This is a genomic window from Streptomyces albofaciens JCM 4342 (assembly GCF_008634025.1).
GTDB lineage: Bacteria > Actinomycetota > Actinomycetes > Streptomycetales > Streptomycetaceae > Streptomyces > Streptomyces albofaciens.
Window position 1 is genome coordinate 1,283,918 of record NZ_PDCM01000001.1, and the last position, 25,926, is coordinate 1,309,843.

Annotated in this window: 21 protein-coding genes and 1 other RNA gene; 11 read left to right on the top strand and 11 right to left on the bottom strand. The window is 74.0% G+C overall.

Annotation, left to right across the window (positions count from 1 at the left end; translation table 11 throughout):
- Nucleotides 1-17 precede the first annotated feature (17 nt).
- From CP973_RS05940 to CP973_RS05960, 5 genes are all read right to left on the bottom strand, one after another.
- On the bottom strand, nt 18-992 hold the full coding sequence (locus CP973_RS05940) for a class I SAM-dependent methyltransferase (protein WP_150238203.1): 975 nt from the start codon (nt 990-992) through the stop codon (nt 18-20).
- 186 nt (nt 993-1,178) lie between these two features.
- Nucleotides 1,179-2,060 (bottom strand): carbohydrate ABC transporter permease, encoded by an 882-nt coding sequence (locus CP973_RS05945; protein ID WP_150238205.1) that lies wholly within the window; start codon nt 2,058-2,060, stop codon nt 1,179-1,181.
- The gene (locus tag CP973_RS05950) at nt 2,057-3,409 is read right to left on the bottom strand and encodes a carbohydrate ABC transporter permease (protein ID WP_150238207.1); all 1,353 of its coding nucleotides are present in this window, start codon (nt 3,407-3,409) and stop codon (nt 2,057-2,059) included. The genes CP973_RS05945 and CP973_RS05950 overlap by 4 nt, the downstream gene beginning before the upstream one ends.
- A 100-nt stretch (nt 3,410-3,509) precedes the next feature.
- Nucleotides 3,510-4,943 carry an ABC transporter substrate-binding protein gene (locus tag CP973_RS05955; protein ID WP_150238209.1) on the bottom strand — a complete coding sequence of 478 codons (1,434 nt, stop codon included), beginning with the start codon at nt 4,941-4,943 and terminating at the stop codon, nt 3,510-3,512.
- A 233-nt stretch (nt 4,944-5,176) separates the two neighbouring features.
- Nucleotides 5,177-8,584, bottom strand: coding sequence for an FtsK/SpoIIIE domain-containing protein (locus CP973_RS05960; RefSeq protein WP_150238211.1), 3,408 nt, complete (start codon nt 8,582-8,584; stop codon nt 5,177-5,179).
- Nucleotides 8,585-9,063: 479 nt separating this feature from the next.
- On the opposite strand from CP973_RS05960, the gene CP973_RS05965 reads away from it, so the two are divergent.
- From CP973_RS05965 to CP973_RS05980, 4 genes are all read left to right on the top strand, one after another.
- Nucleotides 9,064-10,830: a serine/threonine-protein kinase gene (locus CP973_RS05965; protein ID WP_150238213.1), complete on the top strand. Its 1,767-nt coding sequence runs from the start codon at nt 9,064-9,066 to the stop codon at nt 10,828-10,830.
- Nucleotides 10,831-11,057: 227 nt separating this feature from the next.
- Nucleotides 11,058-12,398 carry a serine/threonine-protein kinase gene (locus CP973_RS05970; protein WP_150238215.1) on the top strand — a complete coding sequence of 447 codons (1,341 nt, stop codon included), beginning with the start codon at nt 11,058-11,060 and terminating at the stop codon, nt 12,396-12,398.
- Between the two features lie 110 nt (nt 12,399-12,508).
- On the top strand, nt 12,509-13,621 hold the full coding sequence (gene prfB / locus CP973_RS05975; protein WP_150238217.1) for a peptide chain release factor 2: 1,113 nt from the start codon (nt 12,509-12,511) through the stop codon (nt 13,619-13,621).
- Nucleotides 13,622-13,968: 347 nt separating this feature from the next.
- A complete protein-coding gene (locus CP973_RS05980) occupies nt 13,969-14,904 on the top strand; it encodes a hypothetical protein (RefSeq protein WP_150238219.1) in 936 nt (311 codons plus the stop codon).
- A gap of 174 nt (nt 14,905-15,078) precedes the next feature.
- Here CP973_RS05980 and CP973_RS05985 read toward each other — a convergent pair whose 3' ends face one another.
- Nucleotides 15,079-15,267 (bottom strand): hypothetical protein, encoded by a 189-nt coding sequence (locus CP973_RS05985; RefSeq protein ID WP_003986515.1) that lies wholly within the window; start codon nt 15,265-15,267, stop codon nt 15,079-15,081.
- A gap of 294 nt (nt 15,268-15,561) precedes the next feature.
- On the opposite strand from CP973_RS05985, the gene ftsE reads away from it, so the two are divergent.
- The 5 genes from ftsE (at nt 15,562) to ssrA (ending at nt 19,455) form a co-directional block, all read left to right on the top strand.
- Nucleotides 15,562-16,251, top strand: a complete 690-nt coding sequence (gene ftsE / locus CP973_RS05990) for a cell division ATP-binding protein FtsE (RefSeq protein WP_003986514.1) — start codon at nt 15,562-15,564, stop codon at nt 16,249-16,251.
- Nucleotides 16,252-16,283: 32 nt separating this feature from the next.
- Nucleotides 16,284-17,195, top strand: a complete 912-nt coding sequence (ftsX, locus tag CP973_RS05995) for a permease-like cell division protein FtsX (protein ID WP_150238221.1) — start codon at nt 16,284-16,286, stop codon at nt 17,193-17,195.
- A gap of 67 nt (nt 17,196-17,262) precedes the next feature.
- Nucleotides 17,263-18,447 (top strand): S41 family peptidase, encoded by a 1,185-nt coding sequence (locus tag CP973_RS06000; RefSeq protein ID WP_150238223.1) that lies wholly within the window; start codon nt 17,263-17,265, stop codon nt 18,445-18,447.
- Nucleotides 18,448-18,465: 18 nt separating this feature from the next.
- Complete coding sequence (gene smpB, locus CP973_RS06005; protein WP_150238225.1) at nt 18,466-18,975, top strand: SsrA-binding protein SmpB; 510 nt, start codon at nt 18,466-18,468, stop codon at nt 18,973-18,975.
- Nucleotides 18,976-19,085: 110 nt separating this feature from the next.
- Nucleotides 19,086-19,455, top strand: a transfer-messenger RNA (tmRNA) gene (gene ssrA / locus CP973_RS06010).
- Between the two features lie 93 nt (nt 19,456-19,548).
- Here ssrA and CP973_RS06015 read toward each other — a convergent pair.
- On the bottom strand, nt 19,549-20,853 hold the full coding sequence (locus CP973_RS06015; protein ID WP_150238227.1) for an MFS transporter: 1,305 nt from the start codon (nt 20,851-20,853) through the stop codon (nt 19,549-19,551).
- Between the two features lie 133 nt (nt 20,854-20,986).
- Here CP973_RS06015 and CP973_RS06020 point away from each other — a divergent pair, with 133 nt between their 5' ends.
- Nucleotides 20,987-22,009 carry a LysR family transcriptional regulator gene (locus CP973_RS06020; RefSeq protein ID WP_425281938.1) on the top strand — a complete coding sequence of 341 codons (1,023 nt, stop codon included), beginning with the start codon at nt 20,987-20,989 and terminating at the stop codon, nt 22,007-22,009.
- 91 nt (nt 22,010-22,100) lie between these two features.
- Nucleotides 22,101-22,628, top strand: coding sequence for a DUF4232 domain-containing protein (locus CP973_RS06025; protein ID WP_167538268.1), 528 nt, complete (start codon nt 22,101-22,103; stop codon nt 22,626-22,628).
- Nucleotides 22,629-22,661: 33 nt separating this feature from the next.
- On the opposite strand, the gene CP973_RS06030 is transcribed toward CP973_RS06025, so the two are convergent.
- The 4 genes from CP973_RS06030 to CP973_RS39860 all read right to left on the bottom strand — a co-directional run bounded on the left by CP973_RS06030 (nt 22,662) and on the right by CP973_RS39860 (nt 25,660).
- Complete coding sequence (locus CP973_RS06030) at nt 22,662-23,072, bottom strand: lasso peptide biosynthesis B2 protein (protein ID WP_150238233.1); 411 nt, start codon at nt 23,070-23,072, stop codon at nt 22,662-22,664.
- The gene (locus CP973_RS06035) at nt 23,069-23,326 is read right to left on the bottom strand and encodes a lasso peptide biosynthesis PqqD family chaperone (protein ID WP_150238235.1); all 258 of its coding nucleotides are present in this window, start codon (nt 23,324-23,326) and stop codon (nt 23,069-23,071) included. The genes CP973_RS06030 and CP973_RS06035 overlap by 4 nt, the downstream gene beginning before the upstream one ends.
- 5 nt (nt 23,327-23,331) lie before the next feature.
- On the bottom strand, nt 23,332-25,209 hold the full coding sequence (locus CP973_RS06040) for an asparagine synthase-related protein (RefSeq protein ID WP_150238237.1): 1,878 nt from the start codon (nt 25,207-25,209) through the stop codon (nt 23,332-23,334).
- 307 nt (nt 25,210-25,516) lie between these two features.
- Complete coding sequence (locus tag CP973_RS39860) at nt 25,517-25,660, bottom strand: lasso RiPP family leader peptide-containing protein (RefSeq protein WP_167538269.1); 144 nt, start codon at nt 25,658-25,660, stop codon at nt 25,517-25,519.
- Nucleotides 25,661-25,926 lie beyond the last annotated feature (266 nt).

Sequence of the window (25,926 nt, forward strand, 5' to 3'; positions counted from 1 at the left end):
CGAGTCCGGCGGCCTCCTCAGCGGGTCGCGGAGCGGCGGCGGGCCGCGACGACGGCCTTGGTGATGAAGGGCGGCAGGACGTTCACCGCGATCCGGCGGGCCGGGCTGCGGCGCGGGCGGGCGGCCGGGCGGGGCGCGGCGGAGCGGGCGGCCTGCGGGGCGGAGGGCTCGGCGGCGGCGGTGGGGGCCGCCGGAGCGTTGCCGCGCGGCGCCGCCGGCCGGTGCCGGGAGACCGGGTGCGCGGGCTCCTCGGCGCCCTTGGCGCTCAGCCGGATCAGCGGCGCGCCGTTCACCTCCTGCACCTCGTGCCACATCCCCTCCCGGCCGGTCAGCCAGGCCAGCAGCGCGGCCTGCACGGGCGCCGGGTCGCCCCAGGTGCCGTAGAACTTGGTCGGGGTGATGCAGACCGGGCGCAGGCCCTGGCCCGTGACGGCCTGCCAGGTGGCGGCGGCCACGCCGGGGCAGTGCTCGGCGCGGAAGTCGTCGAGGACGACGATGCCGTCCGGCGTGAGCAGCTTGCGCACCGTGACGATGTCGCCGTGCACATGCGCGTACAGGTGCGAGGCGTCGATGTGCGCGAAGCGGCAGCTGCCCGGCTTCACATGGTCCGCCACGCTGGAACTGAGCCCCTGCACGATCTCGGGCAGCTCGTCGTGGAAGGACAGGTAGTTCGCCTCGAAGGCGCGGCGCGTCAGCGTGGCGTAGGACTTCGCCATCTCCTTCGAGTTGGGCGCGTCCTCGGCGGGCGAGTCGAACAGGTCGCAGACCGTGAAGCGGTCGCCGGGGCGCAGCCGGGCGCCCATGAAGATGGCGCTCTTGCCCATGTAGGCGCCCAGTTCGAGCAGGTCGCCCGGCTCGGCCCGCTCCTCCTGGCGGGCCAGGATCCAGTCGAACAGCAGCTGGTCGGCGGTGAAGAACCAGCCCTTCACGTCGGACAGCCGCTCGGGGCGCGGGAGTTGTCCGTCACTGAGGTCTGCGGTGCGGGCAGTCATGTGCGGTCCGTCTCCAGACGGTCGAGGGGCGTCGTCGGCGTGGCCGTCATCGTGGAGCAGCAACGTGAACGGAAAGTGGCGTACGGCACAGCGTTCCCTTACGTCACCGGGCCCGTTGCCGTACGCCGTGTCCTTCCGGTACGCCGTGTCCCTCCCGTACGCCGTGTCCCTCCCGCAGGGCGGGCCTCACTTCACCGCGCCCGCCATCACACCGGAGACGAACTGCCGCTGGAAGGCGAAGAAGACCACCAGGGGGATCACCATCGACAGGAACGCGCCGGGCGCCAGCACGTCGATGTTGTTGCCGAACTGCCGCACCTCCTGCTGGAGCGCGACCGTGATCGGCGGACTGCCGCTGTCCGCGAAGATCAGCGCGACCAGCAGGTCGTTCCACACCCACAGGAACTGGAAGATGCCCAGCGACGCGATGGCCGGACCGCCCAGCGGCAGGACCACCCGGGTGAACAGCCGCAGTTCGTTCGCGCCGTCCAGCCGGGCCGCCTCCAGCAGCTCGCGCGGGATCTCGGCGAAGAAGTTGCGCAGCAGGAACACCGCGAAGGGCAGCCCGAAGGCGGTGTGGAAGAGGATCACACCGGGCGTCGTCTCGAACAGGCCGACCGCGCCGAACAGCTTGGCCACGGGAATCAGCGCGACCTGTACGGGCACCACCAGCAGGCCGACGACGACCATGAACCACCCGTCCCGGCCGGGGAAGTCCATCCAGGCGAACGCGTACCCGGCCAGCGCCCCGACGACGACCACCAGCACCGTCGCCGGGACGGTGATCAGGGCGGTGACCAGCAGCGAGTCCATGACCTTGGCGTTGTCCAGCAGCGCGCCGTAACTGGCCCAGGTCAGCTGGGCGGGCTCGGTGAACACCGTCCACCAGCCGGACTCGGCGATGTCCTGCGGCGCGCGCAGCGAGGACAGCAGCAGGCCGACGGTCGGCGTCAGCCAGAACAGCCCGATCAGGACCAGCGCGACGCGCAGCACGCCGCCGCCCGTGCGGGCCGCGATCCGCGCGGGCAGCGACTGCCTGGCCCGTACGACGCCCTCGGCGGTCGTCATCGGCTCCGCTCCTTCCGTAGGCGCCGGAGATTGACGTACATCACCGGCAGCACGAGCAGCAGCAGGAACACCGCGATGGCACTGCCGAGGCCCTGGTCCACGTCCGTGCCGAAGGACGACTGGAAGAGCTGGAGCGCGAGCACGTTGGCGTCCTTGAGACTGGACCCCGGCGCGATGATGTACACCAGGTCGAAGATCTTCAGCACGTTGATCATCAGGGTGACCAGGACGACGACCAGGACGGGAGCCAGCAGCGGCACCGTCACCCGCCGGAAGACCTGCCACTCGTTGGCGCCGTCCACCCGGGCCGCCTCCAGCAGCTCCCGGGGCACGCCCGCCAGGCCCGCCGCGATCAGCACCATCGCGAAGCCCGCCCACATCCAGATGTACGCGCCGATGATGGACGGGGTCACCAGGGCCGGGCCGAGCCAGTTCACGCCGTTGTACGCGGCGGCGAAGTTCGAGGCCGGCAGCCGCAGCTTCGCGCCGTCCGCCGCGGCGGGCAGCGAGAACCGCCCGTCCGGGCCCGTGGTCGTACTCGCCACGGTCCGGCCGTCCTTGACCGCCTCGACCGTCAGGCCGGGCAGGCCCTTCTCGGTGTGGTCGATGATGTTCGGGTGGCCCCCGCCGCCGCGGGTGAAGTCCAGCCAGGCGGTGCCGGTGACCTTGCCCGGCTCCGGGCGCGCCGCGGTCGCCGGGCGCGCCCCGCCCAGGTCACCGGGCTGCACGGCCACCAGCGGCAGATTCGCCGGGTCGCCCGCGCGCACCGGCTTCTTGGTGGTGTACGCGCCGCCGGACGCCGCCAGCCCGGCGTTGGGCCGCGGCTTGGCGCCCGGATACGGCGCGGGCTCCGCGAACGTGTCGTGGAGGGAGACCCATACGGCGTTGGCGACGCCGCGCTCCGGGTCCTGGTCGTACACCAGCCGGAAGATGATGCCCGCGGCCAGCATGGAGATCGCCATCGGCATGAAGACGACCAGCTTGAAGGCGGTGCCCCAGCGGACCCGCTCGGTGAGCACCGCGAAGATCAGGCCCAGCGCCGTGGCGACGGTGGGGGCCACCACCACCCAGATGACGTTGTTCTTCAGGGCGATCCGGATGCGCTCGTCGGTGAACAGCTCGCCGTAGTTGTCCAGGCCCACGAAGCCGTCGCCGGAGGCGTCGAACAGGCTCCGGTAGACCGAGAAGCCGATGGGGTAGACCACCAGCGCCCCGAGCAGGACGAAGGCGGGCAGCAGGAAGGCGGCGGCGACCCACGGGCGGGTGCCCGCCACACTCTTGACCCGGCGCAGCGTGCCGGTGCCCGGGCGGACCGGGCCGGCCGGCCCGCCCGCGGTCGCAGCGTTCATGTCTGTCCCCCGGTCGGTGCGGTGGGCGGCGGTGCGCACCGCCGCGTGCGGTGCGCGGCCGCGGGCCGGCGGGGCCCGCGGCCGTACTTCGGGCGCCGGGTCAGCTGCCGTACGCCTTGGCGGCGTCCTGCTCCAGCTTCCTCTGGGTGCCCGCGATGTCCTTCGGGTTCTTCAGGAAGTCCTGGAGGTCCTTCCACTCGCCCTGGCCGGGCTTGCCGCCGAAGCTCGCCGGGGCCTGGTCGGACATGTCGAAGCGGAAGTCGTCGCCCGCGTTGATCAGCGCCGTGGCGATCTCGCGCATCGTGTCGTTGACGTACGCGGCCTTGTCCAGCTCCTTGTTGGGGGAGATGAACCCGCCGGCCTGCGCCCAGATCTTCGCGGCGTCCGTGGACGCGAGGAAGGTGAGCAGTGCCTGCGCGCCCTTGGTGTCCTTCAGGGCCACCGCCGCGTCGCCGCCGGTCACCACCGGCGACCGGGAGCCCACCGCGGGGAACGGGAAGACCTTGGCGTCCTCACCGATCTTGGCCTTGGTCTGCTGGATGTTGGTGGCGGCGAAGTCCCCCGAGGAGACCATGGCGGCCTTCGGCTGGTCACCGCCGCTGAACGTCTGGGTGACCGAGGCGGGGAACTGCGTCTGGAGCGCGCCGCTGTTGCCGCCGGTCAGCAGACCGGGCTTGCCGAACAGCTGCGCGAGCGCGGTCAGCGCCCTGGTGACGGACGGGTCGGTCCACTTGATCTTGTACTGGGCCAGCTGGTCGTACTTCTCCGGACCGGCCTGGGAGAGGTAGACGTTCTCGAACCAGTCGGTCAGCGTCCAGCCGTCCGCGCCGCCCACCGAGACCGGCTCCACCCCGGAGTCCGCGACGGTCTGCGCCGTCTTGAGGAATTCGGCCCAGTTCTTCGGCTCGGCCACCCCCGCGTTCTCGAACGCCTTGGTGTTGTACCAGATCAGCGACTTGTTGCTGGCCTTGTAATAGACGCCGTACTCGGTGCCCTTGTACGCGCCCAGCTGCCGCCAGCCCGGGGAGAAGTTCTTGGCGAGCTGCTCCTTGGCGGCGGGCCCCAGCGGCTTGAGCCAGCCCTTGCGGGCGAACTCCCGCAACACGCCGACCTGCGGCGGGAAGGCGACATCCGGCTGGCCGCCGCCGGCCACCTTCGAGCCGATGAAGCCGGCCATGTCGTCGCCGGTGGGCACGTAGTTGACGGTGGCGCCGGTGCGCTTCTCGAACTCGTCGAGCACCTTCAGGAAGCTCGCCCGCTCCGGGCCGGTCCACACCGCGGCGACCTGGATCTTCTGGCCGTTCAGCTTGGGCAGCTGGACGGAGGTCCCGTTGCTGGTCTCCCCGCCGCCCTCTTTCTTGCCGCCGTCGCCGTTGCCGCTGCACGCCGTCAGCGTCAGCGCGCCCGCTGCGGCGAGCGCCAGGGCGGCCCGGGTGGTCACCGCGGTGCGGGTGCGGGCGGCAGACGTGCCGCCGGTCGTGCCGCGGGCCGTGCCGCCGGTCGTCGCGGTGCGCCGTATGCGTGAAGTGCCCATCCCCGTAAGCCCCTCCCGTGCGGTGCGCTGAGCGCCGTGTGGCGGCCTCCCGCGCGCGGCGCGCGGCCCGCCGCGCTCAGGTCTACGCCCGGATCACCGGCCCCGCAATACCGCCTCCCGCCCCAACTGGCCTTTCGTGACCGGCCCGTTACCCCTCGCGTACACCTCGCGGCGGCGCCCGCGGACGGCCCGGTCCGGCTCCCGCGGCGGCCGGGGCGGCCGGGACGGCCCGGTCAGAGCAGGGGCGGGGCCGCGGACGCGCCGGAGGACTGGGCGGCCCGCTGGAGGGCGCTGGCCAGCAGGGCCAGGTCGGTGGGGCCGTTGCCCAGCTCGCGCAGCGGGCGGCGGGCCGGCGGGTCGCCCATCCGCTCCCACTCCAGGGGTACGACCGTGGGGCGGAGCGTGGACGTGCGGGGTATCCGCCCGGTCACCCGGCCGGCCTGGAACGGGGTGACGGAGGAGTCCGCCGCGCGGTGCAGGCGCCCGCGCCCCGGCGGCACCGGCTCGGCCGCGTCCCCCGCCGGGCCCAGCTCCACGCGCAGTCCGGCCGCCCGGTCCGTGGCCGTGTCGCTCGTACGGTCCGGGTGGCCGGTGGCCGCTATCAGGTGGACGCCGAGCGCCGCGCCCTCCCGGGCCACCGCCTCCAGCGCGCGCACCACCGAACCGGCCGCGGGGCGGCCCGTACTGCCGAGGGCCGGGGCGACCAGCGCGTCGAAGTCGTCGACCAGCACGAACAGCCGGGGCATCGGCACCGCCTGCGCCGTCTGGACCTCCGCGCCGGAGCCGGGGGCACTGCGCGCGCGCAGCCGCAGCGTGCCCGTGGACGTGCTGTCCCGCTCGGCCGGGGAGGAGCCGGACGCGGCCTCGGGCGAGCGGCGGGGGGCCGGGGTGCGCGGCGCGGGCAGGTGGGCGGCGCGCCACTCGGCGAAGTCCGTGCCGGCCAGGGTCTCGGCGCGGCGCTTGAGCTCGGAGCTGAGCGCCTGCGCGAACTGCCGCATCCGCACCGGGTCGGAGGCCGTCAGATGGGTGGTCACATGCGGCAGGTCCGTGCACAGCCGCAGGCCCTCGCCGCGCTCCGGGCCCGCGCCGTCCACCAGGACCAGGGAGAGCAGGTCCGGGCGGTCGGCGGCGGCGAGCGAGGCGGCCAGCGAGCGCAGCAGCTCCGTCTTGCCGCTGCCCGGGCCGCCGGTCACCAGCAGATGGCAGGCGTCGGCGGCGGGGTCGGCGCGGACCGGGCCGTGCGGGCCCGCGCCGAGCACCGCGGCGGCCCCCGACCGGCCGGTGTCCGAAGCGGCGGCCCGGGACCGGTCGGCGTCCGAGGCGGCGGCCCAGCGGGCCATCAGCGAGGCCGGGGTGGCCCGCGCCAGGCCCAGTTCGTCCAGCAGCCGGGAGGTGTCCGGCAGGGGGACGGCAGCGCTGCGCGCCGGGCGCCCGCCGAGGCCGGTGCCGGTGTCGGCCTCGCGCAGCGGCGCCAGGGCGCGCGCGAACCGCTCGGCCCAGGCGGTGGAGACCGCGTCGACCGCGGCGACGGTGCCGTTCGGGCCGGTGCCGGGCTGGACGACGCGCAGCGCCGTGGCGACATCGCCGCTCAGCACTGCGACCGCGCCGCACTCGCCGAACGCGGGCGAGGCCGCGCGGGCCGCCTCGTACGTCGCGGCGAGCGGGAAGGCGGGGGTGGCGGCCGGCGTCTCGGCCAGGCACAGCACATGGATGCCGGCCGCCGGGCCGCTCGCCGCGAGCCGGGCGGTCGTCTCGCGCAGGGCCGGGGAACCGGGGTCGCCGTCCACGATCAGGAGGGTGTACGGGCCGTTGTAGCGGGCGGCGGCGGAGGCCACGGCGGACCGCTCGGCGGCGGCCCAGTGCGGGCCCAGGGGGCCGTCGTCGAGGCGGCGCGCCAGCTCGGCCGTACGCGCCGCGGCCTGCTCCTTGTCGTACGCGAGCAGCAGCCGGCAGTCCTGGGCGTGGGCCGGGCGCACCTGCGGGAGCCAGCCCAGCCAGGACCAGTCGGCCAGCCGCTCTTCGAGGGAGCGGGCGCGGTCCGTGGTCAGGAGCACGATCTCCAGGGTGGCGGGGGAGTGCAGCGCGGCGAGCTGCGCCACGGCGGCGCGGGCCAGGCCGCCGAGCCGGGCGCGCGGCCCGGCCAGCCCCAGGGCGCCCGCCTTGCGCAGCTCGACCGTCACGGGCGCGGCGGACCGGCCGCCGTCCTGCGGGGCCGTGCCGAGCCGGACGGTGAGCGCGTCCGGGTGGTCCGGGCCGCGCTCCCACAGGCGGGGGCCCGGGCCGAGCGCGGTCAGCAGGATCGTCGCCGGGTCGGGCCAGCGCTCGTCCGCGGCCTCCGGGCTCAGCCGCTCGGCCACGGGACCGTACGCCTCGGCCGCCGCTTCCCCGGCGGCCTCCCGGGACCGCCGCTGCTGCTCCTCCCACACCGTCGGCGCGGGGGCGGGCGCCGCTCCGGGACGCTCGGCGGCGGGCCGGGCGCCGGTCAGCCGGCGCGCCCAGGCGCCCAGGCCGCCGCTCCGGCGCGCGGCCTTGGGGGACGCGGCTGAAGAGTCCTGGCCCGGGTCTTCGCAGGGGGTGTGGTGCGGGTCTTCGTACGAGCCTGCGCCCAGGCCGGCGGGGGCGAGGCTCTGCCTGCCGCCATGGGTGGACCCGTCGCCCAGACCGTACTGCTCCTGCGGACTGCCGGGATACGGGGTGCCGCGCAGGGGGGTGCCCCGGCGTCCCGGGCTGTCGTACGAAGCGGGCAACTCCTCGCGCGGATGCCCGGCGCCGTACGGGGCGGCATACGGGCCCGCGGCCTCCGGGGCGGCCGGGGGCGCGGCGGCGGTGGGGAAGGCGTGGTCCGGCGTCGCGGGGCGCGGGATGCCGGGCCGGGCGCCGGGGACGCCGGGGCGAAGCGGGCCGGCGCCGGTCCCCGGGGCGGCCGCCTCCGGCTGGGAGACGCGCAGCCGGCCCTCGCCGTCGGGGGCGCACACCAGGGCCGGGTCGGGCTCGGCCGGGGCGGGCGTCAGGCGCAGCGCGGACTCGCCGATGCGCAGCAGCGCGCCGGGCGGCAGCGGCACCGGGCGCTCGCCGACCTCGGCCCCGCCGACGGCCGTGCCGTTGGTCGACCGGAGGTCGGCGACCAGCACCGAGCCGTCCGGCTCGACCGTCACCGCGCAGTGCAGCCGGGAGACGTCCGGGTCGTCCAGGGGCACGTCGGCCTGCGCCGAGCGGCCGACGCGGATCGCGCCGCCCCGGGCGTGCAGGAGGTGGACGCCGCCGGCGTCGGGGCCGGAGACGACCCGCAGGCGGGGGGCGCCGTGCGGCAGGCCGTGGGCGGGGGCGGGGCCGGGGGCGCCCAGCGAGAGCACCGCGCCGTCTATCAGCGGGGGTTCGCCGACCGCGGCGCGCTGCGGGTCCAGGCGGTCGGTGCCGGCGTACAGCACCACGGGGCCGCCCGCCGGGCCCGCCGAGGCGCCGCCCTTGCCGCTGTTGCTGCTGCCGGAGGCGCCGATGTCCGCGCCGGACCCGGCGACGGCCGCCGCGAGGCCGCTCGCGACCGTGGCGAGCGCCGTCCCGGCGGGGGCCGTGACCAGGACGTCACAGGCCCGCGTGGGGTGGCCGCTGCGCGGCCCGAGGACGGTCAGCCGGATCTGCATCGCCGTCAACGGTCCCTTCCGCCCGGACCGTTCGGCGGGGGCCCCGTGACCTCCCCCACCGCACCCGGGCACTTCGGCACGTACAAGTCCCGACGCGGGGAGCACCGGGCTCCCGCGCCGCACGCGTGCGACGGGGACCCCGCACCCCCACCGCTCCCGTGCTGGGTGCATCCTCGCACCTGCCACCGACAACACGCCCGCCGACCATCACTCAGTGATCTTGATTGGTCGGCCCCGGACGCAAAACCACCTGATCGTGCCCTGCGAAAGTCCAATTTTCGATCATCGGTGCTCGCTGTTCGGCCTGACGTGGACATCGATCCGGAAGCGCCGGCAACCATCTGTCCTGAATGCGCGTCTTTCCTGCAAGCCCCGCCCGATCGTCCCGGCGTACGGCCGGTACGGCGGCACTACAGTGGGGCGAAGGGCCGCGGCGACCCACCGGCCCGGCAAGGATCGACCACGACCAGGGAGCGCACGTGCGGCCGGTAGGCAGCAAGTACCTGCTTGAGGAGCCGCTGGGACGCGGTGCCACGGGCACCGTCTGGCGGGCTCGTCAGAGGGAGACCGCGGGCGCCGAGGCCGCGGTGGCCGGCGAGCCGGGCGAGACGGTCGCGATCAAGGTCCTCAAGGAGGAGCTGGCGCACGACGCGGACGTCGTCATGCGCTTCCTGCGGGAGCGCTCGGTCCTGCTGCGGCTGACCCACCCGAACATCGTGCGCACCCGCGACCTGGTCGTCGAGGGCGATCTGCTGGCGCTGGTCATGGACCTGATCGACGGCCCCGACCTGCACCGCCACCTCCGCGACAACGGCCCCTTCAGCCCCGTCGCCGCGTCCCTGCTGACCGCCCAGATCGCCGACGCGCTGGCCGCCAGCCACGCCGACGGCGTGGTGCACCGCGACCTGAAGCCCGCCAACGTCCTGCTCAAGGGCACCGGCGAGGGCGACACCGCCGAGCTGCACCCGATGCTCACCGACTTCGGCATCGCCCGCCTCGCGGACTCGCCGGGGCTGACCCGCACCCACGAGTTCGTCGGCACCCCCGCCTACGTGGCGCCCGAGTCCGCCGAGGGCCGCCCGCAGACCTCCGCCGTGGACATCTACGGCGCCGGCATCCTGCTGTACGAGCTGGTCACCGGCCGCCCGCCGTTCGGCGGCGCCAGCGCGCTCGAAGTCCTGCACCGCCACCTCAGCGAGGAGCCGCGCCGCCCGAGCACCGTCCCCGAGCCGCTGTGGACGGTCATCGAGCGCTGCCTCCGCAAGGAGCCGGGCGAGCGGCCCAGCGCCGAGAACCTGGCCCGCGCGCTGCGCACGGTCGCCGCGGGCGTCGGCGTGCACGCCACCCCGGCCCAGGCCGAGGCCGCGCTCGGCGTCGCGGCCCTGCTCGCGCCCGACCCGTCGCCCGCCACGGTGCCCGGCACCGGCGCGGACGGCTCCGGCGACGCCGACCCCACCCAGGTGCTCCCGTCCACCGGCGGCCAGGGCGGGTACGACCCGGCCGCGGCGACCGCCGTACTGCCGTCCACCGGCGGCCAGGGCGGCCAGGGCGCCGGGAGCGGCCCCGACGCCGACCCGACCCAGGTGCTCGCCTCGGGCTCCGGCGGCCAGGGCTTCGGCAACGGCCGGGGCGGCGCCGACCCGACCCGCGCGATGCCCCCCGTACCGTCCGGCCCGCCCGGTGGTCAGCAGCCCGAAGGGCCGCACCCCTGGGAGTCCCAGATGCGGGCCGCCCGGGACCGCAACGAGCAGACGCAGTACCTGGACCCGGGCGAGGACCCGCTGCGCCGCCGCCCGCAGCGGCAGCCCGCGCAGCCGCCGCAGCGCCCCCAGCAGCCGCCGCGCTACCAGGAGCCGTACCAGCAGCAGGCCCCCGCGCCCTACCAGCAGCAGGCCCCGGCGCCCTACCAGCCCCCGCAGCGCCGGCCGCAGCAGGCGCAGCAGGCGCCGCGCCGCCAGCAGCCGCCGCCCCGGCACTACGAGCCCGAGCCGCCGCGCGAGCGGGAGCCCCGCCCGCCCCGCGAGCCGCGCCGGCGCAGCGCCAACCCGATGCGCATCCCGGGCCTGGGCTGTCTCAAGGGCTGTCTGTTCGTGCTGGTGATCCTGTTCGTCGGCGGCTGGGCGGTCTGGGAGTTCTCCCCGCTCCAGGAGTGGATCGGCACGACCAAGGGCTACTTCGAGCAGATCGGCGACGTCATCGGCGGCGTCCGGGACTTCGTCAAGGACATCGGCAACTGGTTCAAGTGACGGTGGCGCGCCGGGCCGTGCGGACGGCTCCGGCGCGCGCCCGGCGGGCGGCCCGCCCGCCCACGGCACGCGACCAAGGAGATTTGTCGACTTCCAACGGGCGATTTCCCCCACAGAAGTGCCGTCCCGGGCGATCCTGGGCACGCAGCCCCCTGCGACCCGCGTAGCTTTGACGCCACCTTCAGCCCCCTGAGGACGCTCAGCGGGCCCGACACGTCGGAGCAGTCTTGGCACGGAAGATCGGCAGCCGGTACACCACCCACCAGATCCTTGGTCGCGGCAGCGCCGGCACGGTATGGCTCGGCGACGGACCCGAGGGGGCCGTCGCCATCAAGCTGCTGCGCGAGGACCTCGCCGCCGACCAGGAGCTGGTCGGCCGCTTCGTGCAGGAGCGCGCGGCGCTGCTCGGCCTGGAGCACCCGCACGTCGTCGCCGTGCGCGACCTGGTGGTCGACGGCAACGACCTCGCCCTGGTCATGGACCTCGTACGGGGAACGGACCTGCGCACCCGCCTGGAGCGGGAGCGCCGGCTCGCCCCCGAGGCCGCCGTCGCCATCGTCGCCGACGTGGCCGACGGCCTCGCCGCCGCCCACAAGGCGGGCATCGTGCACCGCGACGTCAAGCCGGAGAACGTCCTGCTGGACATGCAGGGCCCGCTCGGCCCCGGCGGCGCGCACCCCGCGCTGCTCACCGACTTCGGCATCGCCCGCCTCGTCGACGCGCCGCGCCTCCACCAGCCGCCGGCCGGCGGACCGCGCTCGGCCAAGGTGATCGGCACCCCCGACTACCTCGCCCCGGAGATCATCGAGGGCCTGCCGCCGCGCGCGTCCGTCGACGTGTACGCGCTCGCCACGGTCCTGTACGAGCTGCTCGCCGGCTTCACGCCGTTCGGCGGCGGCCACCCCGGCGCGGTGCTGCGCCGCCACGTCACCGAGTCCGTGGCGCCGCTGCCCGGCATCCCGGACGAGCTGTGGCAGCTCCTCCTGCAGTGCCTGGCCAAGGCGCCCGCCTCCCGGCTGCGCGCCTCCGAACTGGCCTCCCGGCTGCGCGAGATCCTGCCGGGCCTGGCCGGTCACCCGCCGCTGGACATCGACGAGCCGGACGACGAAACGTCCGAGCAGACCGGCCAGGAGTCCGGGGAGAGCGCCACCGGTCCGTACGCGTCCGGCGCCGCGGCCCCCTCCGGCCCGTACGAGGAAGCCCTCTACCCGCCGGTCGCCCCGGGCGGCACCCGGCCCCGCGGCGCCGTACCGCTCGTACACGGCTCCGCCGCCCCCGACTCGAACCGCGAGACCCACACGAGCATGCGCGTCCCCGGCCCCGACGAGCTGGCGGGCGGCGCCCACGGCACGGCCCGCGCGCCGCGCGCCGCGGGTGAGCGCCGCGCCGGATCGGCCCGGCACCGCGAGGCGGTGCGCCGCCGCCGGGTGAAGCTGGGCCTGGCCGCCGCGGCGGTGGTGGCCGCGGCCGGGATCGGCGGCTGGTTCGCCTCCCAGCACGGCGACTCCGGCGACGCCAAGCCGGGCGTCCAGCACTCCGACACGTCGACCCCGCGGCCCGTGCGCTGAGCCGCGGTCCTGCCGCCGCACCCGTTCCCACCTGCGGCCACGCGCCCGCGCCCGGGACGCCGCGCGAGGGTCGGGACATGGATGCGGCGGCAGCCGTTAGGCTGGGGTGCGTGGCAGTCGTCGATGTATCCGAAGAGCTGAAGTCCCTCTCCTCGACCATGGGGTCGATCGAGGCCGTCCTGGACCTCGACAAGATGAGGGCCGATATCGCTGCGCTTGAGGAGCAGGCCGCGGCGCCGTCCCTGTGGGACGACCCGGAGAACGCGCAGAAGATCACCAGCCGGCTGTCCTACCTCCAGGGCCAGCTGCGCCGGGCCGAGGAGCTGCGCGGCCGGGTCGACGACCTCGGGGTGCTCTTCGAGCTCGCCGAGGCCGAGGGCGACGACGAGGCCCGTGCCGAGGCCGAGGGTGAGCTGGCCGACGTCCGCAAGGCGGTCGACGAGCTGGAGGTGCGCACCCTCCTGTCCGGCGAGTACGACTCCCGCGAGGCCGTGGTCAACATCCGCGCCGAGGCCGGCGGCGTGGACGCCGCCGACTTCGCCGAGAAGCTCCAGCGCATGTACCTGCGCTGGGCCGAGCGGCACGGCTACAAGACCGAGCTGTACGAGACCTCCTACGCCGAAGAGGCCGGCATCAAGTCGACCACCTTCGCCGTCCAGGTCCCGTACGCGTACGGCACGCTCTCCGTCGAGCAGGGCACCCACCGCCTCGTGCGCATCTCGCCCTTCGACAACCAGGGCCGCCGCCAGACGTCCTTCGCGGGCGTCGAGGTGCTGCCGGTGGTCGAGCAGACCGACCACATCGACATCGACGAGTCCGACCTGCGGGTGGACGTGTACCGCTCCTCCGGCCCCGGCGGCCAGGGCGTCAACACGACCGACTCCGCGGTGCGCCTGACGCACATCCCGACCGGCATCGTCGTCTCCTGCCAGAACGAGCGCTCGCAGATCCAGAACAAGGCGACCGCGATGAACGTCCTCCAGGCGAAGCTGCTCGAACGCCGCCGCCAGGAGGAGCAGGCCAAGATGGACGCGCTCAAGGGCGACGGCGGCAATTCCTGGGGCAACCAGATGCGTTCGTACGTCCTGCACCCCTACCAAATGGTCAAGGACCTGCGTACCGAGTTCGAGGTCGGTAATCCGCAGGCCGTGCTCGACGGCGACATCGACGGCTTCCTGGAGGCGGGCATCCGCTGGCGCAAGCAGCAGGAGCAGGGGAAGTAAGCACCGGTGAAAAGCCACCCGAATATCCCGTGAAAAACAACTGCCGCATTCTGTGCGGCAGTTGTTTTTTGCTGCCCGGCCCCTCTGTGGCAATTTGGTCACAGTCATACGTCCATGGACCCCGCAACTCCCCTCAATTCGGTCATCGCACCTTTATTTGACCTTGACGATGATGTGAGAACTGGGAAGGGTGGTACGCGGCACGCGTATGTCTCGGGGCGTGTGTGTGAACGGGGATCTGAGTGCAACGGCCGCCGGGCGGTGCTGCGACTCGTGTACCCGGGTCGGCCGCTGCCCCGAACAGCGATGCTCCACAAACGAGTAGAGCTACTGGGGGTAGCAGGCACATGACGAAGAAGACGCGGCTGCGCGTAGCGCGCATTGCGGCCGGTGCGGTGATCGCGGCCGGTGCGTCGCTCACCGCGGCCGGGGCCGCTTCGGCGGTCGGTTCCGACCAGACGGCGGGCGCCCCGGACGGCGGGATCATCGGCGGGGTCATCGGCGGGATCATCGGCGGCTCCGACTCCGGCGGCAGCCAGACCGGTGGCAGCCAGACCGGCGGTTCGCAGACCGGCGGCAGTGACACCGGCGGTTCGCAGACCGGCGGCAGCCAGACCGGCGGCTCCCAGACCGGTGGCAGCCAGACCGGTGGTTCGCAGACCGGCGGCAGCGAGTCCGGTGGTACGCAGTCGGGCGGTTCGCAGTCCGGTGGTACGCAGTCGGGCGGCACGCAGTCCGGTGGTACGCAGTCGGGCGGTACCCAGTCCGGTGGTACGCAGTCCGGTGGCACCCAGTCGGGCGGTACGCAGTCCGGTGGCACCCAGTCGGGCGGTACGCAGTCCGGTGGTACGCAGTCCGGCGGCCAGTCCGGTTCGCAGACCGGCGGCTCCCAGACCGGTGGTTCGCACTCGGGCGGCAGCCAGACCGGCGGTCAGTCGGGCGGCCAGTCCGGCTCCCAGACCGGTGGCGGCGACTCCGGCGGTTCGGGCCACAGCGGCGGCAGCAGCACCGGCGGCAGCACCGGTGGCAGCGGCGACGGCACCGGCACCGGTACCGACAACGAGGGCACCGCGCCCATCGAGCAGCCCGGCGAGGGCAACGAGCAGATCGTCAACACGCCCGGCCAGCCGCAGCAGCAGGCCAAGGGCGGCGAGCTGGCGGAGACCGGTGCTTCCGGCACCACCTTCCTGCTCGTCGGCGCGGCGACGATGATCGCCGGTGGCATCGGCTTCCGCCTGATGCCGCGCCTGATCAACAAGGGCGGCGGCGCGGCCGCGGCCTGACACCAGGCCTCGCCCCGCTCCCGGGGCGGCGCATGACGAAGGGCCCGGAGCGCACTCGGCGCTCCGGGCCCTCCGGCGTTCTCATCTCAGCGGTACACGGGGCGACCATCCGCATCACGCGGAGCAACGCGCCGTACGCGGCGTGTCATCCGGCCCGGAGCCGACGGGCCACGCTCACGCGGCCTGGTGCACCAGCACCGCCAGCGCGATGAGCGCCACCAGCAGCGCCACCAGGGCCGCGGGCGTCACCTGGCCGAACAGCCCGGTCTCCTGCAGCCGTTCCCTGCTCGCCCGGCACACGGGGCAGCGGCCCTCGTTCACAGGGGCCGCGCAGTTGGCGCACACCAGCCGGTCGTACGTCATGCGACCTCCTCCTCAACCGCTGCAACGCGCGGGCGACCACGATGGTTCCCTTACCACTGTGCCAGCTCGTCGGCGGAACGGCGCGCCCCGGTCACCTTCCGGCCTTTTCGGCGTCATCCACCGGGCCGACGGGCCGGAATGTGCTCGTTTTGTCCCCGTAGATGCCGTGAATAAACGCACCAACCCCGAACGGCGACTGCGCCGTCGCGCGAGACTCGCGTATGGTCACGCTCACCGACGGGAGCCACGACAGGGGCATCCCGTGCCGCTACCCAGGTCGACCGTGGTGCATCAGTGATCCGATTCGACAACGTCTCCAAGACCTACCCGAAGCAGAACCGCCCCGCCCTCAGGGATGTCTCCCTGGAGATCGAGCGCGGCGAGTTCGTCTTCCTGGTGGGCTCCTCGGGCTCCGGCAAGTCCACCTTCCTGCGCCTGCTCCTGCGCGAGGAGCGCGCCAGCCATGGCGCCGTCCACGTACTGGGCAAGGACCTCGCGAAGCTCTCCAACTGGAAAGTGCCGCAGATGCGCCGCCAGGTGGGCACCGTCTTCCAGGACTTCCGGCTGCTCCCCAACAAGACGGTGGGGCAGAACGTCGCCTTCGCCCTCGAAGTCATCGGCAAGCCGCGCGGCCAGATCCGCAAGACGGTCCCCGAGGTCCTCGACCTCGTCGGACTCGGCGGCAAGGAGGACCGCATGCCGGGCGAGCTGTCCGGCGGTGAGCAGCAGCGCGTCGCCATCGCGCGGGCGTTCGTCAACCGCCCGCTGCTGCTCATCGCCGACGAGCCCACCGGCAACCTCGACCCGCAGACCTCGGTCGGCATCATGAAGCTGCTGGACCGGATCAACCGCACCGGTACGACCGTGGTCATGGCCACCCACGACCAGCAGATCGTCGACCAGATGCGCAAGCGGGTCATGGAACTCGAAAAAGGCCGGCTCGTACGCGACCAGTCGCGCGGCGTGTACGGCTACCAGCACTAAGCGTGTACGGCCCCCAGCACTGAAAGGACGCCATGCGCGCCCAGTTCGTCCTGTCGGAGATCGGCGTCGGTCTCCGCCGGAATCTCACGATGACCTTCGCGGTCATCGTCTCCGTCGCCCTCTCGCTCGGCCTGTTCGGCGCCTCGCTGCTGATGCGCGACCAGGTCAGCACGATGAAGGGCTATTGGTACGACAAGGTCAACGTCTCCATCTTCTTCTGCAACAAGAACGACAGCGAGACCGGCGCCCACTGCGCCAAGGGTCCCGCCACCCAGCAGCAGAAGGACGACATAAAGGCCGAGCTGGACCGCCTGCCGATCGTGCAGAACGTGCAGCACGAGACCAGCGACCAGGCGTACAAGCACTACAAGGAGCAGTTCGGCGACACGCCCATCGCGGGCCTGGTCACCCCCGACCAGATGCCGGAGTCCTTCCGGGTCAAGCTCAAGGACCCCACGAAGTACGAAGTGATCAAGTCGGCGTTCTCCGAGCGGCCCGGCGTGCAGGAGGTGCAGGACCAGCGGGACACCGTCGAGCCGCTGTTCAACCTGCTCAACGGCATGAACATCGCCGCGCTGGTGGTGATGGCGCTGATGCTGCTGGTGGCGCTGATGCTGATCGTCAACACCGTGCGGGTGTCGGCGTTCAGCCGGCGGCGGGAAACCGGGATCATGCGCCTGGTGGGCGCGTCGAGCTTCTACATCCAGATGCCGTTCATCCTGGAGGCGGCCATCGCGGGCCTGCTCGGCGCGGTGTTCGCCTGTGTGCTGATCGTCGGCGGCAAGTGGGTGCTGATCAACAACTGGCTGGCCACGCGGATCCAGGTCATTCAGTTCATTGGCTGGGATTCGGTCGTGGCGGTGCTGCCGCTGGTGCTGCTGATCGGCTTGTTGATGCCGGCGCTCGCCGCGTTCTTCGCGCTCCGCAAGTACCTCAAGGTGTGACTCATGCCAAGAGCGCCGTACGGTCAACTCCCCGTACGGCGCTTCTTTCTGGCCTACACTCACCGGCATGACGGGCCCGTGTTTGTTCGTCCGGCCCCGCCGCAGCCGCCGCGGGGCGGCCCTGACGTTGGTCTTCGTGAGCGTCCTGGCCACCGGTGCCGCGGCGGGCACCTGGGAGGAGAGCGGGCAGCGGCCGGAGGAACGGCGGATACCGGAGCGGGTGGCCGCCGAGGCCGACCGTGTCCACCACCAAAAGCGCGCGGACCGGCACGCCGCCGGTCCCGGCGCGGCGGGCGAGGTGGTCGGCCGCAGCGGCGACCGCTGGTCGACGGCGTTCTCGGCGCGCGAGTACGAGGAGTTCCAGCAGGAGCTGGACGGCGCCTACGTGGGCGTGGGCCTGTGGCTGCGGCAGGCGGCGGACGGCCGTGTCCTGGTCTCCCGGGTGCGGCCCGGCGGCCCCGCCGCGGCGGCCGGCGTCCGGCCCGGTGACGAACTGCGCGCCGTGGACGGCGTGGCCTCGCGGGGCGCCCAGGTCACCGATGTGGTGGCGCGGCTGCGCGGCAGCGCCGGCGCGACCGCGGAAGGACCCCCGCCGGGCGCGGGGAGCCGCGTCGAGCTGGAGCTGCGGCGCGGCGCGCGGCAGTGGACCGAGACCCTGCGCCGGGCCCACCTGCGCGCCCAGAACGTGATCACCGACCACCCCGACGGCCCGGACGGCCCCACCCGCATCAGGGTCGGCGCCTTCAGCAGCGGCACCGGCGAGGAGATCCGCCGGGCGGTGCGCGCCGCCTCCCCGCGCGGCGGGGTGCTGCTGGACCTGCGCGGCAACACCGGCGGCCTGGTGCGCGAGGCGGTTGCCGCCGCCTCGGCCTTCCTGGACGGCGGCCTGGTCGCCACGTACGACGTCCGCGGCAGCCAGCGCGCCCTGTACGCCGAGGGCGGCGGCAACACACAGATCCCCCTCGCGGTCCTCGTGGACGGCGGCACGATGAGCGCGGGCGAACTCCTCGCCGGGGCGCTCCAGGACCGCGGCCGGGCGGTGCTGGTCGGCACCCCCACCTTCGGCAAGGGCTCGGTGCAGCTGCCCAGCCGGCAGCCGGACGGCTCGGTCGCCGAGCTGACCGTCGGCCGCTACCGCACCCCTTCGGGCCGGACGGTGGACGACCGCGGCATCACCCCGGACCTGATCGCCGAGGACGACGCCCAGGCCCGCGCCCGTACGGTATTGAGTGGCCTCGGGGGCGGGGCGTAGTGCGAAAATGGCGCCACTATGGCTAAGGCGAACAAGAAGAAGGACAAGAAGGACGACGGTACCGGCCGCAAGCTCATCGCCCAGCACAAGAAGGCGCGGCACGACTACCTCATCCTGGACACGTACGAATGCGGGCTGGTGCTGACCGGCACCGAGGTCAAGTCGCTGCGCCAGGGCCGGGCGTCCCTGGTGGACGGCTTCGTGCAGATCGACCGCGGCGAGGCGTGGCTGCACAACGTGCACATCCCCGAGTACGCCCAGGGCACGTGGACCAACCACAGCGCGCGGCGCAAGCGCAAGCTGCTGCTGCACCGTCTGGAGATCGACAAGCTGGAGTCGAAGTCGCAGGAGACCAGCCACACGATCGTGCCGCTGTCGCTGTACTTCAAGAACGGCCGCGCGAAGGTCGAGATCGCGCTCGCCAAGGGCAAGAAGGAGTACGACAAGCGCCAGACGCTGCGTGAGCAGCAGGACCGCCGTGAGGCCCAGCGGGCGATCTCGGCGGCCAAGCGGCGCGAGCGGGCCTGAGGACCGCCCGGCCGGGGCCGCCGGAATACGCTGGCATCGTCGTGCGTTGGTCACGTACGATGGGCTACGCACCGCACGCCGGTGCAGGCACCACCTTGATAAAACAACATGGGGATGATCGGTTTCGACAGCGGATGTCGAAGCAGGGGAAGCGAGCCGAGGAAGCGGCAATGATCTCGTAAACCATATGTCGCAAAAAATAATCGCCAACACCAAGCGCGATTCCTTCGCCCTCGCTGCCTAAGTAGCGACCTGCGAAGTGTCAGCCCGGGGCTGTTCCCGACCCGGATCCTGGCATCAGCTAGGGAACTAAACTTCTAGGACCGGTCACGGGTCCTAGAAGGAAATCACACAGTGACTGAGCCCGTCGGAGACTTGTCCGCGAGATCTCCGGGGCCGAGAAAATCGCAGCGGACTGCGCTCGGAGAAGCCCTGTTTCCGCACCGTTGGACGCGGGTTCGATTCCCGCCATCTCCACTCGACGGAGACATCCGGAGGCCCCGGCCCCCGGACCCGTCACCCCATGTGAGGCGAAGGCCCCGCTGCCCCGGCAGCGGGGCCTTCGTCGTCCCCTCATGCCGGACGCCGGGCCGCCCGTACGGCGTGGGCGGTGCCGGCCGCCGCCAGCGCCAGGGCGGCGGCCGAGGCCGGCACGCCGTAACCCGCCGCCGTGCCCGCCGGCAGGTGCTGTACGGCCCAGCCGCCCGTCGCCGAACCCGCCGCGATGCCGGTCAGCAGCGCCGTGACGGCCAGCGTCATGCCCTCGTTCAGCCGCCCCGCCGGCACCCGGGACTGGATCAGCCCCATGCCGGTGACCATGGTCGGCGCGGTGGCCATCCCGGCGAGCAGCAGGGCCGCCCCCAGGAGGAGCACGCCGCCCGTGCCCGCGGCCGTAAGGGGCAGCCACATCAGCGCGGCCATCGCGGCGACGCACCGCACGAACCGGCGCTCCGCGGGCCCGGCCGGGCGCAGCACCCCGTACAGCAGTCCCGCCGCACAGGACCCCGCCGCCTGGAGGGCCAGCAGCGCGCCCGCCACCGCGCGCTGCCCGTGCGCGTCCGTGAACCCGATCGTGACGACCTCCAGCGAGCCGAAGACCGCGCCGGTGGCGAGGAAGGTCAGCAGGAGCGGCAGCAGCGCCAGGACGAGTTGCCCGGCACCGTGCCGGCCGGGCGCGGGTGTGGCCGGCGGCTCGGTGCGGCGCTGGGCGGCGAACAGCAGCACTCCGCTCAGCAGCAGCACCGCGCCGGTCAGCGTGCCGGCCTCCGGGAACAGCGCGGTGCACAGAAAAGCCGCCAGTACCGGCCCGAGCATGAAGCACACCTCGTCGGCCGCCTGCTCGAAGGAGTTGGCGGTGTGCAGCGCGCGCGGGTCGTCCCGCAGGAGGTGGGCCCAGCGCGCGCGGGCCATGCCGCCGGTGTTCGGCGTGGTCGCGGTGCAGGCGTATGCGGCGAACAGCGTCCAGGACGGCGCGCTCAGGTGGACGCAGAGGACCAGGGCCAGCGAACCGAGGACGGCGAGTGCCGTCGCGGGTACGGCGATCCGGGCCTGTCCGTAGCGGTCGACCAGCCGCGCGGTCCACGGCCCGGCCACCGCCGTCGCCGCCAGCCCGGTCGCGGTGACCGCCCCGGCCAGCGCGTACGAGCCGCGCGACCCGGCGATCATCAGGATCGCGCTCACGCTGAACATGCCCATGGGCAGCCGGGCGAGCAGGTTGGCGGCGGTGAAGGCACGGGCGCCGGGGACGGTGAAGATCCGTCCGTACGGCCCGAGGACGCGCCGGAGCGCGGCGGGGCAGCGGCGGTGCGGACGGCGGACGGGACGGGCGGGGCGGACGGGCGGGGCGGTCACGGGCCGGGAGGCGAGGAAGAGGATCACACGAATACGGTCGCGGCGCGGCCCGCTCCCCGTCCAACACCTGATGCGCGCGCATTCACGCACCCCTGTTGTCAGTCATGGCCGGCGGGGCGCCTGCCTGGAAGCGCCTCCCAGCGGTGGCCGGGGAGGCGTGATGCCGCGGAGAGCCGTCAGCGGCGCCCCGAGCCGGTGGCACGATGTGCCCGTGTCCCGAGACCTCGACCCGCGCCTGCTCCGCGCCTTCACCACGGTCGCCGACGAACTGCACTTCACCCGTGCCGCCGCCCGGCTCCACATCGCCCAGCAGGCGCTCAGCCGCGACATCCGGCGCCTGGAGCGCGAGTTGGGCACGGACCTCTTCGACCGTACGACGCGCCGGGTCGCCCTCACCGAGGGCGGCACCCGTCTGCTCCCGTACGCGCGCCGGGTGCTGGCCGCCCACGACGAGCTGGCCGCCGCCTTCCGCGTGCCCGAGGACCGCCCCCTGCTGGTCGATGTCGGCGTCCCCATCGGCACGGCGCACACCGCCCTGGAGGAGGCCCGCCGCCGGGCCCCGGACCGCGAACTCGTGGCGCGCTTCCACAGCGGCCTGACCGGAGCGGCGGCCGAACTCGCCGCCGGGCGGCTGGACGTCTCCTTCGGCCGTTTCGCCGGACTGCCCGCGTCACTGCGGTCCCGCCTGGCACACCAGCCCGTACGGTACGAGCCGATGGCCGTCCTGCTGGACGCCGGTCACCCCCTGGCGGCCCGCCCCACCGTCCCCCTGTCCGCGCTCGCGGGCGAGACGCTGTACGCCGGCGCCGGGAACCCGCACACCGCCGAGTGGACCGACCTGGCCGCCCGCCTCTTCGCCGGCCGGGGGATCGCGATGGCGGAGCCGTTCCCGGAGATCGACGGGGCGGCGGAGTTCCTGCGGGTGGTCCGCAAACAGGGCTGGTCGGTGCTGGCGAGCGTCGAGTTCATCGACGTGCCGGGCATGGTGCTGCGGCCGGTCACCGACCCCGTACCGCTGTCCCCGATATCCCTGGTGTGGCGGCGCGGCCTGCGCCACGCGGGCCTGGACGCGCTGCGCGCCGCCTGCCGGGACCTGTCCGCCGGGCGCGGCTGGCTGCGGCGGCCGGACGGCCCGGTGTGGCTGCCCGAGGAGGACGCGGCCGTGATGGCGCAGTGGGGCTGATGGCCGAACTTTTGCCGTATAAGCAACCGATAAGCGCGGGAACCCATCCTTATCGACGGCAAGAACCATAGCCGGACTGTTGGGGGTCCCCGTGCGAAAGCGTCCGCTGACCGTGGCGGCTCTGGCCGTGCTCGTGCTGAGCGGTGGCTTGGTCGCCTGTGACGATCCGCGTGTCGACGCGTTCCAGGCGAACTGTACGACCAAGGCCCTGAAGTGGAAGGTCACGGTACTGAAGAAGAAGGCCCGCACCCCGCACCGGGAGGCCCGCCTCTCGGCGGTCAACACCGGCGCGAACGGCTGCGTCTTCCGCGGCTACCCGGACGTCGTGGTGCGCAGCGGCAAGGCCTGGCAGGCGGACGCCGTGGGGCAGGGCCGGACGCGTCCGGTGAGCCTGCCCAGCGGCAAGGGCGTCGTGGTCGACCTGCGCTACCGGGACGCCGAGGTGAAGCACCGGGAAGACGGCGGGTGCTGGGCCAAGGGTGACGACGTCGTGGTGGGGGCGCCCCGCGACGGCGGCCGGACCGCGATAAAGGCCCAGGACGAGAAGGGCCGGAAGGCCGACATGGTCCTGTGCGATTACCGCATCACCATGGCACCGCCGCGGGCGGCGGCCGGCTGACCGGCCCGTGCCCGGACCGGAGGGCCCCGGCGCTCAGCGCGGGACGCACAACAGCGGCCGGTAGAGCCGGGTGTCGTCCGGCTCCCCGACGGGGCGGCCGTCCACCGCCACCCACGCATGGGCGCGGAACGGCTCCGTCCGCACGCCCGTGCACCACTGCGGCCACCGGCCGCGCAGACGGCACAACAGGGCGGTGGCCACCGAGCGTTGGAGGCAGCCGTTGCCCGCGCAGCGCACGCTGACCGTGACGACGGCGTGCCGGGCGCGGGCGGCCTGCGGCTCGGTGGCGGGGCGGGCTCCCCGGCGTACGGCCTCCAGGACGCGGCAGAGCGTACGCGGCGAACGCGTCACCAGGACGCGGGCCACCGCCGCGCAGCCGAGGGCGGCGCAGCGCTCCGCGAAGGGCAGCCGCACGCGCTCGCCCAGGGCGACGGGCACGCTCACCAGGTCACCAGCTTCGCCGACTGGAGCGACTCCAGCAGCGCGACGGCGTCCGCGGCCACCCGGTGGGCCGCCGAGGGGTGGCGGTTGCGCAGTTCGTCGGCGGCCGACGCGGTGGTGCCGCCCGCCAGCAGGTGCTCCAGGACGAACGCTCCGGTGTCGTTCATCTGCCAGTAGCGGCCCGTACGGGCGTTGAGCAGCACCATTCCTCCGGGGGTGCGCACACTGCTGACGTGGGGGGCGAGGGTGAACGTCATCGGGCTCAGGCTCCTTCCGCGGCGGGAACGGTGGGGCGGACCGGGGCGGGGGCTTGCGTCTCCTGGAGGGAGCGCAGCCAGTACTCGGCCGCCAGGGTGGGGTCGAGGGGTTGCAGGAGATGGGAGTGGGGCTGGAGGGAGGTGAGGGCCGTGTGCAGCACCTCGGGCCGGATCAGGCCCAGCCCGGCCAGCCGCGAGTCGTCGCAGAGCGCGGTGAGCGCGCGGCGGTGCCGGCGCAGGCCCGCGTAGACCTCGGCGCTGTGCTCGCCCTTGGTGGCGCGGGACCGCATCGCGTCCGGCAGGATGCCGTCCATGGCCGCGCCCAGCACGGGTTTGTACGAGCCGACCGCGACCTGGTCCACGAGGCGGACGGTCAGCGCCGCCTCGATGACGTTGTCGTCCAGGAACGGGGCCTCGAAGGCGACGCCGTGCCGGGCGGTCAGCGCGGCCGCGCCGCGCACGATCTCCCCGGCGCGCGCGGCGGCCCGCAGCGTCTCGTGCTGGGAGCGCAGCGGCGCGAACGGCTCGGGCTCCCCGGCGGCGGCCTCGCGCACCAGGCGGCGGACGGTGGCCACCGCGTCCGGATGGGCCCACGCGGGCATGCTGGGCACGACCTCCCAGTCGGCGCCGCTGACGCCGTACCGCACGCCGGGCACGATCCGGTCGGCGCAGGACTCCAGCCACTGGGGGTACGGGGTGCCGCCGAACAGCGTGCGCAGGGTGTCGACGAGCGTCCAGCGGCCGAGGCGGCGGGCGGCGCACGCGCGCCGGGCGGCGGAGCGGAAGTCCGTACGGGCGAGGGAGTTCAGCGCCACCGGGCGCGGCGCGAACAGCTCGTCGCCGCCGACACCGACTAGGTGGACCCGGGAGCCGCGGGCGGCGACGAGCCGGGCCTGATGCGCGAGGCGGACGCTCTCGCGGACCACGGCGAGCGGGCCGGCCGGGTCGGCGTGCGCGGACTGCGGCGGGGCGTACCAGGTGGGGGCCTCGGTGTGGGGGAGCGCCAGGTGTTCCGCCGAGCGCAGCAGGGCCGCGCCGCGCTCGCTCCAGACGTTGTCGTCGTTGGCCTCGTCGCGGCACACCCAGGCCGTGGTGATCAGCCGGGTGTCCTCGCGGGCGGCGAGGAAGCACAGGCTGGTGGAGTCCATGCCGCCGGACAGGTCGGCGCTGAGCGTCGGGTGGCGGGCCCGTACGCGCACCGCCTCGGTCAGCGCGTCCCGTACGGCCTCGGCGGCGTCCTCCAGCCAGAGGTCGGGCCGCGGGGGATGCCACCAGCGCGCGGTGCCGTGCCGGCCGTCGGGGCCGAGGGTCAGGCAGTGTCCGGGAGGCACAGCGTGGACGGCGCGCCAGGCCGGGCGGCGGGCCAGGGGGAACGGCGGGAACGGGGTGAGCAGGCGCAGCGCCAGGGAGTCCGCGTCGATGGAGCCGAGGCCCGGCGCGCCGGTGGGCAGGCCGGCGGCCGCCGCCTCGCGGGCCAGCGCGGCCAGGTCCTGGGGACGACTGCCCGCGACCGTCACGCCGTTGATGCCCGCGTGGTGGACCTGCCGGATCGTCGAGAGGCTGCCCTGGCACCGGATCCGCGGGCCCATCGCGGCCAGGAGGAAGAAGCTGCCGGACAGTTCGCGGACCCGGCTGTCCAGGTCGTCCGGGCCGCGCAGCCGGCGCAGCAGCCGGTCGAGGGTCCCGGCGTCGGCCGAGGTCGTGCCGAACAGCAGCAGCCGGTCCGGTCCGGCCTCGGCCGCCACGACCTCGTCATCGGCCCAGTGCCCCATGATCCAGGGGCGCCCGGAGGGGTGGCGCACCGTCCGCACGGTGGGATCGCGCCTCAGACACAGGCACAGCGGATCGGTCGCGGGATGGTCGGGGAAGATGACGAGATCCACGATGACTTACCACCCTGGGCGTGCGGTTCGGGCGTATGACGGACGGCCGGTCCGGGGTGGCCGGTCCGGATCGGCGGGGACAGGGACGGGCGGGCCGGGCGCGGCGTCCGGTGCGCCGCGGAGCGGTGGGGCCCGCGGCGGCGCCGGGTGGCCGTCCGGCCGCGCCGGTGGGGGCGGCCCCTGCCGGGACGGGCGGTGCGCGCCCGGGCAGGGACCGCCGGTCCGGGGCGGGTACGCGACGCCTTCGGGCCGGGGACGCGGGGGAGGGGGCGGCGGCAGGAGGCGTCGGCGGGCCCGCACCCCGGTGTCACCAGAAGGTGCTGTGCAGACCGCCCCAGCTGTCGGAGAGTTCACCGTGGAAGCCGAGCGTCCGCTCGGCGAAGTCTCCGGCGTCGGCCAGCTCGGGTGGTTCGTACTCGGCCGTCTCGTTCACTTCCGGCGCTTCCCGCATCGGTTCGGTCCCTTCTCCTAGCCGTGCCGCACGGTCGAACACGCAGGGTGCTCGTGCGATTACGCAGCGCTTTCGGGGAAGATGCTGCCAGCGTCCGCGCCCCCTGCCATTGCCCCTAACGAGTGATATCGGGGGCGTGCGGGGTGCATTGGCGTAACCTCCGGCGGTTGTGCGCCGCCGGAGTGCGGCTCGCTCACCGCACGCTCCCAGGCGCGGTGAGAGCAAGGTTTCGCGGTGGTCACGCACCGCCACAGAAGGGAAACGCG

Excerpts from the sequence above, each read along its gene's own strand:
- CP973_RS05940 (WP_150238203.1), bottom strand. The coding sequence starts at position 992 with ATGACTGCCCGCACCGCAGACCTCAGTGACGGACAACTCCCGCGCCCC.
- CP973_RS05945 (WP_150238205.1), bottom strand. The coding sequence starts at position 2,060 with ATGACGACCGCCGAGGGCGTCGTACGGGCCAGGCAGTCGCTGCCCGCG.
- CP973_RS05950 (WP_150238207.1), bottom strand. The coding sequence starts at position 3,409 with ATGAACGCTGCGACCGCGGGCGGGCCGGCCGGCCCGGTCCGCCCGGGC.
- CP973_RS05955 (WP_150238209.1), bottom strand. The coding sequence starts at position 4,943 with ATGGGCACTTCACGCATACGGCGCACCGCGACGACCGGCGGCACGGCC.
- CP973_RS05960 (WP_150238211.1), bottom strand. The coding sequence starts at position 8,584 with ATGCAGATCCGGCTGACCGTCCTCGGGCCGCGCAGCGGCCACCCCACG.
- CP973_RS05980 (WP_150238219.1), top strand. The coding sequence starts at position 13,969 with ATGACGAAGAAGACGCGGCTGCGCGTAGCGCGCATTGCGGCCGGTGCG.
- CP973_RS05985 (WP_003986515.1), bottom strand. The coding sequence starts at position 15,267 with ATGACGTACGACCGGCTGGTGTGCGCCAACTGCGCGGCCCCTGTGAAC.
- ftsX (WP_150238221.1), top strand. The coding sequence starts at position 16,284 with ATGCGCGCCCAGTTCGTCCTGTCGGAGATCGGCGTCGGTCTCCGCCGG.
- CP973_RS06000 (WP_150238223.1), top strand. The coding sequence starts at position 17,263 with ATGACGGGCCCGTGTTTGTTCGTCCGGCCCCGCCGCAGCCGCCGCGGG.
- smpB (WP_150238225.1), top strand. The coding sequence starts at position 18,466 with ATGGCTAAGGCGAACAAGAAGAAGGACAAGAAGGACGACGGTACCGGC.
- CP973_RS06020 (WP_425281938.1), top strand. The coding sequence starts at position 20,987 with ATGCCGCGGAGAGCCGTCAGCGGCGCCCCGAGCCGGTGGCACGATGTG.
- CP973_RS06035 (WP_150238235.1), bottom strand. The coding sequence starts at position 23,326 with ATGACGTTCACCCTCGCCCCCCACGTCAGCAGTGTGCGCACCCCCGGA.
- CP973_RS39860 (WP_167538269.1), bottom strand. The coding sequence starts at position 25,660 with ATGCGGGAAGCGCCGGAAGTGAACGAGACGGCCGAGTACGAACCACCC.